Origin of the sequence: Halobacillus sp. Marseille-P3879, from assembly GCF_900240285.1 — a bacterium.
GTDB lineage: Bacteria > Bacillota > Bacilli > Bacillales > Halobacillaceae > Halobacillus_A.
The window spans coordinates 948869-964790 of the sequence record NZ_OESS01000001.1 but is presented as its reverse complement, the minus strand read 5'-3'; the positions used below and the strand labels follow the sequence as shown (position 1 = coordinate 964790).

The window sequence follows — 15922 nt, the reverse complement described above, 5'->3', positions numbered from 1 at the left end:
TCATTACTCCAAGAATTTTAACCTGCGGTTGTAACCACGCCATAATTAATATTGTAATAGCAGTCAGGAACGTATAAAATTCAAAGATAACTCGTATTGTTTTTGTCTGAAGGAGAATACCTATGTTAAAAAACTTTAAACCAAAATTCAACAGATATTTCAACCAGTTAACTCCTTTTCAGGTGATTGTCTTATTCTATGCAACTGCTGTCCTGGTTTCAACTATTCTCATAAGCCTCCCATTTTTACATAAAGAAGGGGTAGAGTTAAGTTTCATCGATTCTTTATTCACGGCGGTCAGTGCTGTAAGCGTCACAGGGTTGACTGTTACCTCAACGATGGAAACATTTAACACACCAGGTTACTTTGTTTTGATGTTTATCCTCCAGTTCGGGGGAATAGGCGTTATGACACTGGGAACTTTTATTTGGCTCTTACTCGGGAAAAGAATCGGATTGAAACGTAGAGAATTGATTAAAACGGACCAGAACCGATCAACGTTTGCTGGAATGGTAAAGTTGATTAAACAAATACTATTGATCATCCTCCTGATTGAGATGATTGGTGCCGTTATCTTAAGCATTTACTTCACTCAGTACTTTCCTACCGTAGGAGATGCCATTGTTCAGGGGATGTTTGCCTCCGTTAGTGCAACAACCAACGCGGGCTTTGATATCACAGGGGTTTCCCTGGTCATGTTTGAAGACGACTATTTTGTTCAATTTATTAATATCCTCTTACTGACTTTAGGGGCGATTGGTTTTCCTGTTCTTATCGAGATTAAAGATTATCTCACTCATAATAAAAAGAGCTATATCAACTTTTCATTATTCGCTAAGTTGACCTCCATCACGTTTGGTGCTCTCGTCGTGGTAGGTACCATTTTAATTTACCTTTTGGACAGGAACCATTTTTTTGCAGATAAGTCATGGCACGAGGCCTTTTTCTTCTCTCTTTTCCAATCAGTCACCACGAGGAATGGAGGGCTTGCTACAATGGATGTTGCAGAGTTTAGTGCACCCACCTTACTCGTGATCTGCATTCTTATGTTTATCGGTGCATCTCCAAGCAGTGTAGGAGGCGGTATTAGAACGACCACGTTTGCTATCTGTTTATTAAGCGTCATCGCTTATGCGCGCGGCAAAAGCAGTGTACGGGTATTCAGACGTGAAATAGATCCGGATGATATCTTTCGGTCATTCATCGTTATTAATACAGCCATAGCTATTACAGCCCTGGCTGTCATATTATTAAATTATTTTGAACCGCAATTTACACTGGTGCAAATAATGTTTGAAGCCTGTTCTGCCTTTGGAACTACCGGATTATCCATGGGAATTACTCCTGATTTGCATACAGCCGGTAAAATTATCATTATCTGTCTCATGTTTATTGGACGGATCGGAATTTTCTCTTTCTTATTCATTATTAGAGGCAAAGGCATCAAGGATAACTACCATTATCCAAAAGAATCAATGATTATCGGTTAACAGGAGGAATACAATATGAAAAAAACATTTGCAGTCATAGGACTTGGTCGTTTCGGCGGCAGTATATGCAAAGAATTGAGTCGTGAGGGGATGGAGGTTCTGGCAGTGGACCTCGACGAGCATAAAGTTAATGAATACAGAGATATTGTCTCTCATGCTGTCATGGCTGACTCGACGGATGAGTTAGTGCTTAAAGAATTAGGTTTTTCAAACATTGACCATGTGATTGTAGCTATCGGAGATAACATTCAAGCGAGCATGTTAACGACTTTAATTCTTGAAGAAATGGGCATTAAGAAGATTACAGTAAAAGCGCAAAACGATTATCATGAGAAGATTTTAAACAAAATTGGTGCAGATCAAGTAGTTCACCCGGAAAGAGACATGGGAAGGCGGATCGCTCACCATATCGTTTCAGACAACATATTAGACTATATCGAGTTATCAGACGATCACAGTGTCGTTGAAGTAAGAGCAGGAAGAAAAATGAGCGGGAAGACACTGGTCGATTTGGATATCCGCGCTCAGTACGGATGTAACATCGTGGCCATAAAGCGTGGTAAGGATGTCATTGTATCACCAATGGCAACGGAGGAAGTTAAAGAAAGCGATGTTTTAATTGTCATTGGTGCAGATAAGGATGTAAACCGTTTTGAGAAAAACCTTGTGGTGGAAGATTAACAGCCTATAAAAAACCCCCTCATAAGGAGTCAGGATCGATACACCAGACCTTTTTATGGGGGGTTTCTGTTTTACGATCAACTACTTAATTAACTGCGCTATATCATTCTCTGTGTAAGACCCCTCTATCCCCGGCTTTGTACTAAGATAATCAATGATTTCTTGATTCTCTAAACCTAAGGTCGATTGCAATCCGTGAATAATCATACTTAAATACTCTTTCGATGGGGAATTAAAAGGAACATCTAAATCCCAGTCAGCTGTAAAAGTCAGGACAGGATACCCGCCCTCATCACCTAAGTATAAGATCGTTCCATACCATGAATCTTTTATAGTCTTATATTTCTGCTCCATAATTTTATCTAGATCGATATCCAGCGCAATCCCGTTATTTTCCTGTTTTACCACGTCCTTAAACTGCTCGACGGTTATTAAATATTTCCTGCTGTACGTACGCTGTTTAGGATCCTGTTGTAAGCCTATAAACCCTACACCTTTTCGCTGCCAGCGGCCGGATTCCTTTGCAAAATATAAAGGATAATGCATGATATATGTGGCTTCTTCAATAGGAAGAGTCGGGTCTTTGCATCCTGTCTCTACTTTCTCTGACCCCTCAGGTTTGCCTCCTTTTATGTAACATAAAAAACGGTCTCTATTTAAATTAGAACCATAGCTTGCGTACCACACATGGTCCAGTTTTTCAGATTTCATAAAGTTCTCACATCCTCTTGATTATTGCCTTTGTTTGTACACTCAGCTACAAACTCTTTAAACAGCTGCTGCATACCTGGGTCTTCACTCGCCATTTCTTCAGGGTGCCACTGAATTCCCCACAGCAATGAGGTTTCGCTGCTTCCCTCAACGGCTTCAATTATACCATCCGAAGCAACAGCCACTGGTTTAAGGACAGGGGAGAGTTGGTCAATGGCCTGGTGATGCATGCTGTTTACTCGAATGTTTGAACGATTGAAAATTTGAAAAATCCGGCTCTGAGGATCAATCTGAATTTCGTGGGTAGGTTCAGGTCTCGCTGCCTGTTGAAAATGATTTATGGCGTTTGGCAGGTTCGTTTCAATATCCTGGATGACTGTTCCTCCTAGCGCAGCATTTACCATTGTAAGGCCTCTGCAAATAGCCAGGATCGGTTTATTTTGATTCTGTGCTTGCTTCACGATTTCAATTTCTAATTTGTCACGCTTCCCATTCGTTTTTTGCATTTTAGGGTACGGTTCTGCCTGGTATGAGTATGGATCAACATCTTCCCCGCCGCTTAAAATAATGCCGCTGCAGACGGCGAGCCACGCTTCCGCCATTCCTTTTTCGGTGCCCGCTGGAATGACAGCAGGAATTCCTCCGGCCTGGATAACAGCTTGTATATATTTCTCGTGTAGATTAATGCTTGGAATGTTATTATGGTTAACTGTTGAACTGGTAATTCCAATTAGAGGTCGAATCAGCTGTTTCATTACATCATCACTTTCCTTCATTATTCATTAAAAGGGTTTATCGCAGACTTTATTCATTCTTGCTGTTGTCTATTATTTTGTTAGTATCGTCGGGATACTATACCCAGTCTTTATAATAAGGAAGGATCTAGTAAGAAGGTGATTATCATATGCGGCAGCCGCCTCCTCCCTATGAGGAATACATAGTATGAGTTGTTTCAAAGAAGTCTCTAGCATCATCCAGCATTTGATTAACTAATTCGGTGATTTCTTGCTCGCTGTTTTCTTCTGCAACAGCTCGCGGGTTTCGAATTAAGTTAAAATAGTTTAAATCACTGCTGGATACTCCACTTACGTCAAGTTCTGCTTTAAGTTCTGTCAGATAGGGAGTTATGGACTCTTTATCGAAATCTTCTTCCTTCATTAATTCAGTTAAATTGTAAGTGGCATCGTATAAATAGCTATTAATCTCTTTTACGTCTTCTATTTCCTCATCTGAGATGTATTCAGATAAATGTTCATAGGACAAATTCTCCAGCTGGTCATATACTAAAGCTGTTTGTAGAGTGATTTGCGCATTATCAGATATACCCTCGTAATACTCCTTATTCTTACCCTCTGCCATTGACCTATCAATTGTATTGTATAACTTTCCATAATAATCGAGAATTTCTGAATAATTGAGGGCTAAGGAATCCGCTGAAGAAGGCGTATCCTTAGAGCTTGGCTCCTCATCAGGTTCTGTAGAGGCATCAGAACACGCTGCAAGAATAAATCCGGCAGATAAAATGATAAATAGCTGTTTCAAAAAATAACCTCCTTTTCAAAATTCCAACCAATTGCATGATATCAGTTCACCACAACCTATATCCAGCTGAAGTTTGCGCTCTATTGGCTAGATTAAAATAAAGGCTGCCCGTCAGTTTTCCGGGCAGCCTTCTTGTGTTGAAATTAATAAGGATCAGCTTCGTGGCTTTTCTTCACGGCCTCTTCTGCCGCTTCATGCTGAGCAAAAGACCCTTGGCCATATTTCGATTGCTCTCCTGGTTCACGGCCGGGAACTTCACTGCCTTTATCCATTTCCTGCATCTCTTTCATTTTAGCTTCAATCCCTTCCTTCACCCGGCGTCCATAATCTTTATCCGCCTGAGTGAAGTGTTCGATCATGGCCTTTTGAATGCGCTCATCACTAACAGCCAGCGCGTTTGAAAGGTTGTTAATTAATTCATCGCGCTCCCAATCCTCAAAACTGCGATACGTATGTCCCGCCTGGCCATAGTTGTTTGGCCGGTCAATGGGTGCACTCATGGCCGCCGCATTGTACGTTGGCTCATGCGGGGGAGTTTTTGCCCCATCTGCTTCCTGGAAACCGCCCTTCATGGATGGCTCATAGTTAATATGCGGATTGTCTCCAGACTCTCTCGGGTCGCGTGTATCCATTTGACCGCGCTGCTGATTGGTCCGAATTCCTGTCTTAGGAGCGTTCACAGGCAGTTTTAAGTAGTTTGCTCCTACGCGGTAACGCTGTGTATCGGAGTACGAGAATGTACGTCCTTGCAGCATTTTATCATCTGAGAAGTCCATGCCATCGACAAGCACACCCGTACCGAATGCGGCTTGCTCAATCTCCGCATGGTAGTCCTCGGGGTTGCGGTCAAGCACCATGCGGCCCACCCGCTTCCAGGGGAACTTTTCCTCCGGCCAGAGCTTAGTATCATCAAGCGGGTCAAAATCAAGCTCCGGATGATAGCCATCCTCCATGATTTGTACGAACAGCTCCCACTCTGGATACTCTCCACGCTCAATCGATTCATATAAATCCTGTGTCGCATGACTTACGTTTTTCGCCTGAACCATGTCAGCCTCTTCCTGTGTTAAGTTCCGTATTCCCTGTTTCGGTTCCCAGTGATATTTTACAAGAACCGCCTCGCCTTTATCGTTGACCCATTTATACGTATTCACTCCAGATCCCTGCATATGGCGGTACGTGGCCGGGATCCCCCACGGTGAGAACAGAAATGTGATCATATGGGTTGCCTCAGGGGTACGGGAAACAAAGTCAAACATCCGCTCAGGATTTTTTACATTTGAAGCCGGATCCGCTTTAAACGCGTGGATCATATCCGGGAACTTCATCGCATCACGAATAAAGAAGATCTTCAAGTTGTTCCCTACTAAATCCCAGTTTCCATCCTCTGTATACATTTTTACCGCAAAGCCCCGGGGATCGCGATCGGTTTCCGGGGCGTCCTTCGCTCCAGCCACAGTGGAGAACCGAACCATTAACGGGGTTTTCTTTCCTGCGCCGGAGAACACTTTCGCCCGCGTGTATTTTTCTACCGGCTCGTCCCCGACTTTTCCATACGTTTCGAAATATCCAAAGGCACCTGCTCCTCGCGCATGTACGACCCGCTCAGGTACCTCTTCCCGGTCAAAATGAGAAATCTTTTCGATAAAATGGTAATTCTCCAGCGTGGCTGGACCTCGATTCCCAATAGTACGGATGTTTTGATTATCCGTTACAGGGCGCCCCTGGCGCGTGGTCAAGGTCTCGCGTTCCCTGTCTTGCCCGTTTGTAGCGTTCCTATTTTTATCAGCAGCCAAAATGAAAAACCTCCTCCACAGTAGTCGCCTTTATCTTAACTCCAACTAGAAAATTTATGCAGAAGTGAGTGAGTTTTTCCAGTATACTTAATGTAAAATGAAGATAGCAAAAAGTGTTAAGAGAAAATTCTGATTTGCTGATATTGTGGACGTAAGGCAGGTGAAAGCGGTATGGATTACAGGGACTGCATACAACGAACGCTCGATTACATTGAAGAGAATGTGGATAAAGAACTCACAGTAGAAAAATTGGCTGAGGCTTCTTTCTTTTCCCCATTTCATTTTCATCGTGTCTTTCAAGCCATGGTAGGAGAGCCTGTGATCGATTATGTCCGGAAAAGAAGGCTTACTATTGCTGCAGAACGTCTATTTTACTCAGAGGAGAAAGTCATTGATATTGCCCTTGATGTCGGCTTTCACTATCATGAATCGTTTAATCGGGCATTCAAAAAGTGGTATGGCGTTTCCCCTAAGCAGTACCGCAGCTCAAACCGAATCGCCGGCCCTTTTCTCGGCAAAGCCTGCCTTCAACCAATACGTTTATCAGGAGGGCGAAAGATGAAACCGAAAATAGTTACGAAACCTGCTTTTCACATCATTGGGTATGAACTAAAAACAAAGAATACAAATGGGCAGAACGATAAAGACATCCCTCAGTTCTGGCAGCAGTACCTTCAGAATCAATTGAGCTCCAATATTCCCGATCCTCTGCACACCAACGAAGAACTTGGCATCTGTACTGACTTTTCTCCGGAAACAGGCGAGTTCGTCTACGTAATTGGGATGGAAGTCGAAGAAGGAAGCGAAGCACCTGAAGGATTGGTGTATAGAAGTTTTCCGGAGCTGACCTATACGGTGTTTACTACACCAAAGGCTGACGAGGAATCTTTTCCATCTACCATTCAGTCTACTTGGAACTACATCTTCACAGAGTGGTTTCCTCAATCGGGGTATGAACATAGCGGTATCGTAGATTTCGAACTCTATGATAAGAGATGTTACGGAGCAGAGAACAAACAGATTGATATTTATATTCCAATCCAAAGACGAGGCTAAAGCATTCTTTACTGTTTAGAAAAGAGTCCTTAATATTGGACTCTTTTCCTGCTTAATCTATCTTTCTCTGGGAGTTTAACCTTCATGCTCCCAGCATCCATTCTAATTTTAAGACTTGTAGTATAATAGCCTATATAAATTTTTATTTATCAAATCGTTATGTAAAATAAAATGGTGACAACTATAAAGCTAGAAAAAAATAAGCCTTTCTGATATTTTGTCCAGCTCTTCATCCACCCCCATCGTTTCCGATCGACATAAATAAAGAAATCCAATAGGACTACTGTTATAATCAATACAGCCAAGATGGCACCCAAAAGCATCCCTCCAGTTTGGTTAGTAGCCTAAAATAACAGCAATGATAAAACAGACACAAGTTCATTGGGCGGTGTAATAAAAATCGCCATGTGAGTACATCACATGGCGATTTTTTTACTTCTTTTTAACAGAAGGAATCTTTTGATTTCGGAACGGATAACCCAAATAATGGTCTTAGGTAAAGAGCCAGGAAGGTTCCTCCTAATGCTAAGATTCCCCAAATGTAGCCGTGAAGGCTGAACGATGCAATCCCGCCAAAGTAGGCGCCGATATTACACCCGAAAGCAAGTCGGGCGCCATAACCCATGAACAAGCCTCCGATCACAGAAGCTGCTACATTTTTTCCATTTAACTTAGAGAACTTGAATAGCCCGCCTGCTGCTGAGGCTAAGAAAGCTCCTAAAATAACGCCTAAGTTTAATACGGTGGTAGAGTCTGCAAAAATGGATGCATCTAATACAGCTGCATTCTCTCCCTGCCAGTATCCCCAGCTGGCAACGTCAAAGCCCAGGAACTGGGCGACTTTCGATCCCCACAGGGCGAAAGCTGAAGTGATGCCCCAAGGTGCTCCCCGGGTCATTAACGTTAGTGCATTAAGAACAGCTAACACAATCGCTGCTGCGAATAATGGCCATGAACCGCGGAGGATTCTTTTCCATCCACTCGTTGATGGCACAGGAGCCATCTTCGGTGCTTTTTTCTTCTTTTCTACGACCAGGGTAATCCAGGCCACTACGGCAAACAGCCCAATGGACAGCAGCCATGCTCCCCCATATCCAAAACCTGTAGAGGTAGCAAGCGATACAGGTTCAAAAGCAGGAAGATCTTCTGTCCAAAATGGCAGGTGAGCCGCGCCAATCGTAGAGCCGATGATAAAGAACAGCAACGTGACCAGCATGACAGAACGGCCGCCTCCTACTGCATAAAGCGTACCAGAAGCACATCCTCCTCCAAGCTGCATGCCTATCCCAAACATAAATGCTCCTACGAGAAGACTTACTCCTACCGGTGACACATATCCAGCTACTTCCCCTCCGAAGAAGGAATAACCAAATGCCAGAATCGGAGCAAATAAGGTCACGGCAACAGCCAGCATTAACATGTGCGAACGCAATGCCTGCCCATTACCGACCGACATCATCCTGCGGAATGCAGAAGTAAACCCAAAACGAGCATGAAACAATGTGTAGCCAAGCAATAAACCAATAACGAGCAGTAACGACTGTACGATATTTTGCGTAACCATGAGATATATCATTAAAATGGCCCCAACGATGAGACCGCCAACAATCAGCGGCATTTGAGGGCTGTTTAAGTCGGCGTCTTTTCGCTGCACGGGGTCTTTTACTTCATCTATAGGTTGAACTCTTGTTGTTTCCATCTAAAAACACCCTTTTCCTTATAAAAATAGTCGGAATTACATCATTAGAATAACGGGGATTCTTAGAAATGTCAAAGAATAGAATCATATTATGGGCAGCTAGCTTACAGTATTATATTATCCTATTAAAATGAAGGCTTCCTTGATATTCCGGATGTGCCTCTAATAGATCTATGGTGTTTTTTCGATAATAAAGCAGGACCACTAAGGCCCTGCTTGTTCTTAAATATCCGGATGGGTAAAAATATCAAAATCATCCGTGCTTGGAGACGAGTATTCCGCTGTGACCGCTCCTGTTTCCCCGGCCTGAAACCAGTGACGCGTATTCGGCGGGATTGTATATTGATCACCCGCTGTAAGAACGACTTCATGAGCCGCTGTGAAATAATCATGATCCCTTTCCGGCGGCTGAGTTTTTGGAGGCACCGTGGGCTCTCCTTCTACGTACAAGTATACCGTGCCGAATTTCACACGAAATGTTTCTTCCTTGCCGGGATCTCCGTCTGTTACCGGCGGATGGAGATGCTCCGGGCAGGTCTGGCGCGGGAACAGTACCCATTCCTTCGCACAGTATCTGTCCGTATTAATGTAGACAAACAGTTGAAGGCCGAGTTCATCGAGCCGATTGAGACCGAAGTCATTCACCTGGATCGACTGAATTTCATCATCAGTTAAGACCACATCTGCCTTCTGAAAATATTCATTGGCTTTACGCTGGACGTCTCGTTCGGTTAATTCGTTTATTTTCATCCTATACATCTCTCTTTCTAAGATGTCATAATCTGACCGCCGTTGACGTGAATACACTGTCCGGTCATATAAGAACCTTCTCTGGAAGCTAGCAATACATATGGACCTACCAGTTCTGAAGGCTGACCAGGACGGTTCATCGGTGTGTCGGTTCCAAATTCTCCAACCTTCTCTTCATCAAAGGTCGCCGGAATCAGCGGGGTCCAGATCGGTCCTGGTGCCACCATATTGACACGGATGCCTTTTTCCACGAGATTGGCTGCCATGCTGCGCGTAAAACCGACAATGGCTCCTTTTGTTGCCGTATAGTCAATGAGAACCGGATTCCCTTTATAAGGGTTGACAGAAGTTGTATTGATGATTGAATTCCCTTCTTTTAAATGCGGCAGTGCGAATTTAGTTAAATGAAAGATCGAGTAGATGTTCGTCTTAAACGTCTTATCCCATTGATCATAGGAAATGTCTTGAAGATCATCAGTCGGGTATTGAACCGCAGAGTTGTTGACCAGTATATCGAGCTGGCCGAAGTGGTCTACGGTCTTCTCTATTAACTCCTTACAGGTATCTTCTTCAGTAATATCCCCTGGAATTAAGAGACATTGAACCCCTTCCTGTTCAATCCATTCCTTCGTCTGCTCAGCATCACTCTCTTCACCGCTTACGTAATTGATCGCCACATGAGCTCCTTCCTTCGCATAAGCAATCGCGACCGCACGTCCAATGCCGCTGTCACCGCCTGTGATCAGAGCAACCTGATCTACCAGCTTCTCGCTTCCTTTGTAATCAAGCGGCTGAACAGGAAGTGGATCCATTTCAGATTCTATCCCCGGCTGTCTCTCCTGGGTCTGCTCAGGCTGGCCGCCAACCTGTCGTTTATGAATATCCATCGCACATTCTCCTTTGTCATTATTCATTAGTGTATGTAGAAAACTTACCTCACCTTATAAGCCTGTAAACATTTGTAAACGGATGCATGGAAAATTTCGATAAAAAAGAGAAGATTCACCCATTTAAGTTGAGAGAATCTTCCTCTTTTTTCATTAAAAATTATCATCTGTATTCAATTAAGTACAACTTTTCTTTATAGTGAAACTTTTCAAGCGGAATACGCTAAATATTTCTTCTCACTTATATACCTATGTGCCCGTCCACTGTAAAAGTATCGCCCGTTAACTCTCCTAACCAAACGATTCCACCATTCCCACAACCAGCCATACCTGATTATTTCAAGCATATCGTTATCCATGTCTTTTCCCCAGGAATAATCAATAGGTTAAGGTAGGGATTAAGCAAAGGAGGAAAGGAAAACCACGAAGAACTTTCGCGTCTCCGTGGTTTTAATTATAAAGGACTTATCATAATTTCTTTAATTCAATAAATCTCCAAATATAAACGGCACAAAGAAGTAAACAATAACGATAGAAAAAACGATACTGCAAATATTCAGCCAAATGCCAGTCTTCGCCATTTTACTCATTTTTATATAACCTGTAGCAAATACAATCGCGTTAGGCGGAGCTGCCACAGGGAACATAAATGCAAATGTTGCCCCCATACAAGCAGCTACCATGAGAATAATCGGATCAGTTCCTAAAGCCGCAGCACCTGCCGCAACTATTGGATAAACCATAGTGGAGGTAGCTGTATTCGACGTAAACTCTGTGAGCAAGGTAATTACAGCTATAATTAAACCTACCATGAGAAAAAAAGGAACATCAGTAAAATTAACGAGTTGATTACCAATCCACTTATCCAGTCCAGAACTCACAATCCCTGCAGCTAGAGCCAGTCCACCCCCAAACAACCACAGTATTCCCCATGGCAGTTTTAATACCGTATTCCAGTCCAGTATACTCCCTTCTTTATTTTTGGAAGGAATTAAAAACAAAGCGAATGCTCCAAACAAGGCGATTATCGTATCATCAATACCTGGAATGAATTTTTCAAGAAACAGGCTTCTTGTCATCCAAGCTAAGGCTGTTAGGGAAAATACAGTTAACACTACTTTTTCTTCATAATTCATTTTCCCGAGTTCTTTCAGCTCTTTTTTTACAATTTTACGCCCGCCGGGGATATTCTTTATATCCATAGGATAAGCGATCTTAACCAAGTAAAACCAAACAACCGGGATAAGCAGCATAACCATGGGAAACCCAAATAGAATCCATCTTGCAAAGGAGATCTCTATTCCGTACAAATTATTAACCGTTGCAGCTAAAATGGTGTTCGCAGGGGCTCCAACTAAAGTACCAAACCCCCCTATTGTTGCCGAATATGCTGTTCCAAGCATAATAGCGGTTCCAAACGGAAAGTTTCCTGGAGAGACATCAACATCTCGCCTATTCTTTAATGAATCAGCTACATGTTTCGTTACAGCTAAACTAATTGGAACCATCATCATGGTGCTGGCGGTGTTAGAAATCCACATAGACAAAAACCCAGTAGCCACCATAAATCCTAGAATAATCATAGTTGGACTCCCCCCTATGAAGGCAATGATAGCTAGTGCAATTCGTTTATGAAAATTCCATTTCTCCATTGTTAAAGCGATCATGAAGCTCCCGGCAAATAGAAAAATAAGAGGATCCCCATAAGAAGAGGACACTTCACCTGTCTCCATAACCCCAGTTATAGGAAACAATAGAAGAGGGAGCAAGGATGTTATAGGAATAGGCAGGGCTTCAGTTACCCACCAGGTGGCAATCCAACTAATAAGACCAAGCATTTGTACAGCTTCCCTACTCATCCCTTCTGGATGAAGTAGTAAAGTAATAAAAAAGTACAATAAAGGACCAAGAAACAAACCTAACCTTTGCGCAATAGAATAATTCCCTGGTTGGGGAGAATTATTCTCTATTTCTTTTTTAGAGGTGTCGACTTCTTCCTTTGCGCTAGCATTTGCTGAAACACTAAAAAATAAAAAAGATGCAGCTTTCCCTATATCTTTCCTAATCTTACGGTCCCAACTCCATAATTGACCCCATACTGAATGAAAGTACATTCGTTTATCCTTCCTTTCCTCAAATTTGGTAACGCTTTCATAATACTTTACGTATACATTAAAGTCAATAAAATTTTGTAAATACCGGTTATTTATTATTTTTCATGAATTAATTTGACAATTACGTATACATTATTTAAAATTTAGAATAATGAATCAAATCTTACTATTAGGAGGAATTTAAGTATGGAAAGCAAAAAGCATTTTCGATTAGCTGTTATTCCAGGAGATGGAATTGGTGAAGAAGTAATAAACGAGGGTTTGCGAGTTATTGATTACCTATCTAGTACATTAAACAGATTCACCTTTGAAAGCGATTACTTCCCATGGGGATGTGAATATTATCTGGAAACTGGAAAGATGATGGACGAAGATGGGTTGGATAAAATAAAAAACCACGATGCTATCTATTTTGGAGCTGTTGGCTACCCGACTGTCCCTGACCACATTAGCCTCTGGGGCCTTCGTCTAGCTATTTGTCAAGGTTTTGACCAATGGGCTAACATCAGACCTGTTGAATTTCTACCAGGCGTAGAAGGTAAGCTTAACCATCCTAATAAAGAAGATTTAAATTGGGTATTAGTCAGGGAAAATACAGAAGGTGAATATTCAGGCATTGGCGGACGCAATTTTACAGGAAGAGGGCTAGGAAAAGAAGTCGCCATCCAATCATCCGTTTTCACAGAAGAAGGATGTGAAAGAGTGATTAGACACGCCTTTAATGTAGCCCTTAAAAGAAAAAGGAAAAAAGTAACGAGTGTAACCAAAAGTAATGCCCAGCAGTACGGAATGGTATTGTGGGATGAAGTATTTGAGAGAGTAAGCAAAGAATACCCAGAAGTGGAAACAGATAAATGGCTTGTGGATGCTATGGCCGCACAGTTCGTGCTGCACCCAGAAGAATTAGAAGTGGTGGTTGCTTCAAACTTGCATGCGGATATCTTATCTGACCTGGGAAGTGCTCTAGCAGGAAGCCTTGGCATTGCCCCAAGTGCAAATTTACATCTTGATGGCCGCTTTCCCAGCATGTTTGAATCTGTCCATGGTTCTGCCCCGGATATCGCCGGCCAAGGAATCGCTAATCCTATCGGAACGATCGGAAGTGCAGCGTTAATGCTGGAACATTTAGGGTTACCTGAAGAAGCCCATTTAATCAATGATGCAATTAGAGCGACAACAAGAAATGGAATATTAACGGCTGATATCGGAGGTAACAATACGACTAAGGAAGTAACGGATTCAATTATATCCCACATTTCGAAAACTACACGAGTATCTAATCGTGTCTAAATAAAAAGAGGGGAGCCCCTCTTTTTATTTTCTCTTCTTGTTATAATAAGTAGAAAGACAAAAAGTGAAGTGGTGAACTATGAAAGAGCAACATACGAAGAATGCTGAATCATCGATTAACATCCAAAAAGTTAAACAAGATTTGGAACCCATTCTAATGAATGTGACAGAGAGAAAGCTTCCCCAACGAGCTTACCAAATACTTCGGTTAGCCATTAGAAATCTTAAATTATTACCTGGAAAGACAATACTTGAGCGAGAAATCGCAGAGGTCCTCGGGATGAGCCGTACACCAGTCAGAGAAGCATTGATTCGCCTGCAAACAGAGGGAGTTGTCAACCTTATACCAAGAAAAGGTTTTGAAATCGAACCTATTGAAGCTAAGGATTTGCGTGAAATTTACGAAGTCGTAGAAATGCTTGAAGGTTTAGCTGCTAAGCTATCAACACACACTATTAATGATGAAGAGCTAAATGAGTTAGAAACGCTGATCGAACAGCAAGAGCAAGCAATTAACGAAAATGACCTGTCAGAATGGGCCAGGCTTGATAATTTATTTCACTTCAAAATTATTGGCTATGCTGAAAATAATAGACTCTCAAACGTTATAGAAGTCCATGCAGACCAATTATATCGAGCTCGCCTTATTACTATAAACAAACGACCATTACCTTTTCAATCGATAGTCGAACACCGTGCTATTGTAGCCTGCATGAGAGCAAGCGATGGTGAAGCTGCTCAGGTTTCTATGCAGTCACATAGAAAAAGAGCAAGAAACGAAATTCTGAAATTCTTATAAGATGATTAGTAGAGCTGAAGGTGAGTTTGCCCCTATTCGTTCTGTTGTTTTTCTTCTTAGCTGGCTGCAAATGACTTTGTAGGAATCGTATAGGTCCAATCATCATTTCAAGAGCTAATAGTGGTCTCCTCTCCAATCAAAATCTCCCAATATTAAACTTGAATTGATGTCTATAATTTCAGTTAGAAAGGACTGAAACATGAGTAAAGCAGTGATTCAAAAAAACGAACGTTCGTATAAACGCAGATCATTAGCTTAGTCAAAATACGCAGACTCCTGTGGGAATAGCGCGAGCCGAAGATCCCACAGGAAAGCGGTCTTTGCTTTCCGAGGAAGCTGAGGCCGCGCCCACGGAAAGCGAAGTGTTTTGACGGAGCGATGGTGTGAATTCTTTTTAACATAAATAATCCGAACTGATTTCTACAGAATCATTCGGATTATTTTATGATTTATTCAGTTTTTTCCCAGCCTGTTTTCTACTCCTTATATGAAATTAATGCATTTACTATAAACAAAGAAACCAATTTAAAACCTTTTTCATTCCATATTCCATTCCCCACTTCTCAGCTCCAATTCTTCTTAAAAACAATTACATTTTAGCCTCTTACACTAAGAGAAGCATAGTTTCAACTTGAATTTCCTCTATCAAAAATCTTCCTCTCTTTTTAGCCTGCAATTCTCTTCTTACCTTCAATTCATCAGCCTGCTTATTTGTTTAGGGATTATTCTTGTAGCGGTCAGCGGCTTATACTTATGGTGGAAACGAAAACCACAACAAGGATTAGGTGCGCCAAAAGCACCTCGCTTAAAGAACGCGTAAAGCTCAGGATGAAGCCACTATCCATATCGATCAATACTCTGGTGCTATCCTGGCAGATTATCGCTACGATCATTACGGCTTGATTGGAAAAACTGTCGCATGGGGTATTACCCTTCATAAAGGAACCCAATTCGGTGCCATTAATAAATACTTCCTTGTTCTTTTTATAGCATTGGGACTTGTATTTCCGCTGGTTGGTTTGTCTCTCCTCGTGGTGTGGCTGATAGACTGGCTGATCATCCAAAGAATAACGAGTGTCAAAAACTTTCTAAATGCTTAATCTTAAC

The 15922-nt window shown here is 42.0% G+C and carries 14 protein-coding genes and 1 pseudogene; 6 read left to right on the top strand and 9 right to left on the bottom strand.

What is annotated here, in order from left to right:
- The first annotated feature begins 122 nt into the window (after nt 1–122).
- Complete coding sequence (locus C1A12_RS04820) at nt 123–1490, top strand: TrkH family potassium uptake protein (RefSeq protein WP_101842701.1); 1368 nt, start codon at nt 123–125, stop codon at nt 1488–1490.
- A 15-nt stretch (nt 1491–1505) separates the two neighbouring features.
- Nucleotides 1506–2171, top strand: a complete 666-nt coding sequence (locus C1A12_RS04815; RefSeq protein WP_101842700.1) for a TrkA family potassium uptake protein — start codon at nt 1506–1508, stop codon at nt 2169–2171.
- Between the two features lie 81 nt (nt 2172–2252).
- On the opposite strand, the gene C1A12_RS04810 is transcribed toward C1A12_RS04815, so the two are convergent.
- From C1A12_RS04810 to C1A12_RS04795, 4 genes are all read right to left on the bottom strand, one after another.
- A complete protein-coding gene (locus C1A12_RS04810) occupies nt 2253–2882 on the bottom strand; it encodes a hypothetical protein (protein ID WP_101842699.1) in 630 nt (209 codons plus the stop codon).
- Entirely contained in the window at nt 2879–3637 is a 759-nt protein-coding gene (locus C1A12_RS04805) for a gamma-glutamyl-gamma-aminobutyrate hydrolase family protein (protein WP_101842698.1), read from the bottom strand. The genes C1A12_RS04810 and C1A12_RS04805 overlap by 4 nt, the downstream gene beginning before the upstream one ends.
- 169 nt (nt 3638–3806) lie before the next feature.
- Nucleotides 3807–4424, bottom strand: a complete 618-nt coding sequence (locus C1A12_RS04800) for a hypothetical protein (RefSeq protein WP_101842697.1) — start codon at nt 4422–4424, stop codon at nt 3807–3809.
- A 143-nt stretch (nt 4425–4567) separates the two neighbouring features.
- Nucleotides 4568–6220, bottom strand: a complete 1653-nt coding sequence (locus tag C1A12_RS04795; protein ID WP_101842696.1) for a catalase — start codon at nt 6218–6220, stop codon at nt 4568–4570.
- A 171-nt stretch (nt 6221–6391) separates the two neighbouring features.
- On the opposite strand from C1A12_RS04795, the gene C1A12_RS04790 reads away from it, so the two are divergent.
- Nucleotides 6392–7276, top strand: coding sequence for an AraC family transcriptional regulator (locus C1A12_RS04790; RefSeq protein ID WP_101842695.1), 885 nt, complete (start codon nt 6392–6394; stop codon nt 7274–7276).
- 149 nt (nt 7277–7425) lie between these two features.
- On the opposite strand, the gene C1A12_RS21200 is transcribed toward C1A12_RS04790, so the two are convergent.
- From C1A12_RS21200 to C1A12_RS04770, 5 genes are all read right to left on the bottom strand, one after another.
- Nucleotides 7426–7593, bottom strand: a complete 168-nt coding sequence (locus C1A12_RS21200; protein WP_200816547.1) for a hypothetical protein — start codon at nt 7591–7593, stop codon at nt 7426–7428.
- Nucleotides 7594–7718: 125 nt separating this feature from the next.
- A complete protein-coding gene (locus C1A12_RS04785) occupies nt 7719–8975 on the bottom strand; it encodes a YeeE/YedE family protein (protein ID WP_101842694.1) in 1257 nt (418 codons plus the stop codon).
- Nucleotides 8976–9197: 222 nt separating this feature from the next.
- Nucleotides 9198–9725, bottom strand: a complete 528-nt coding sequence (locus C1A12_RS04780) for a D-lyxose/D-mannose family sugar isomerase (protein WP_101842693.1) — start codon at nt 9723–9725, stop codon at nt 9198–9200.
- A gap of 17 nt (nt 9726–9742) precedes the next feature.
- Nucleotides 9743–10612, bottom strand: a complete 870-nt coding sequence (locus C1A12_RS04775; RefSeq protein ID WP_101842692.1) for an SDR family oxidoreductase — start codon at nt 10610–10612, stop codon at nt 9743–9745.
- Between the two features lie 479 nt (nt 10613–11091).
- Entirely contained in the window at nt 11092–12726 is a 1635-nt protein-coding gene (locus C1A12_RS04770) for a DASS family sodium-coupled anion symporter (RefSeq protein WP_101842691.1), read from the bottom strand.
- Nucleotides 12727–12912: 186 nt separating this feature from the next.
- On the opposite strand from C1A12_RS04770, the gene C1A12_RS04765 reads away from it, so the two are divergent.
- The 3 genes and pseudogenes from C1A12_RS04765 to C1A12_RS21325 form a co-directional block, all read left to right on the top strand.
- On the top strand, nt 12913–14016 hold the full coding sequence (locus tag C1A12_RS04765) for a tartrate dehydrogenase (protein ID WP_101842690.1): 1104 nt from the start codon (nt 12913–12915) through the stop codon (nt 14014–14016).
- Nucleotides 14017–14095: 79 nt separating this feature from the next.
- Nucleotides 14096–14815 carry a GntR family transcriptional regulator gene (locus C1A12_RS04760; RefSeq protein ID WP_101842689.1) on the top strand — a complete coding sequence of 240 codons (720 nt, stop codon included), beginning with the start codon at nt 14096–14098 and terminating at the stop codon, nt 14813–14815.
- An 818-nt stretch (nt 14816–15633) separates the two neighbouring features.
- Nucleotides 15634–15915, top strand: a pseudogene (locus C1A12_RS21325) (PepSY domain-containing protein); the annotation flags it as partial.
- Between the last annotated feature and the right edge of the window lie 7 nt (nt 15916–15922).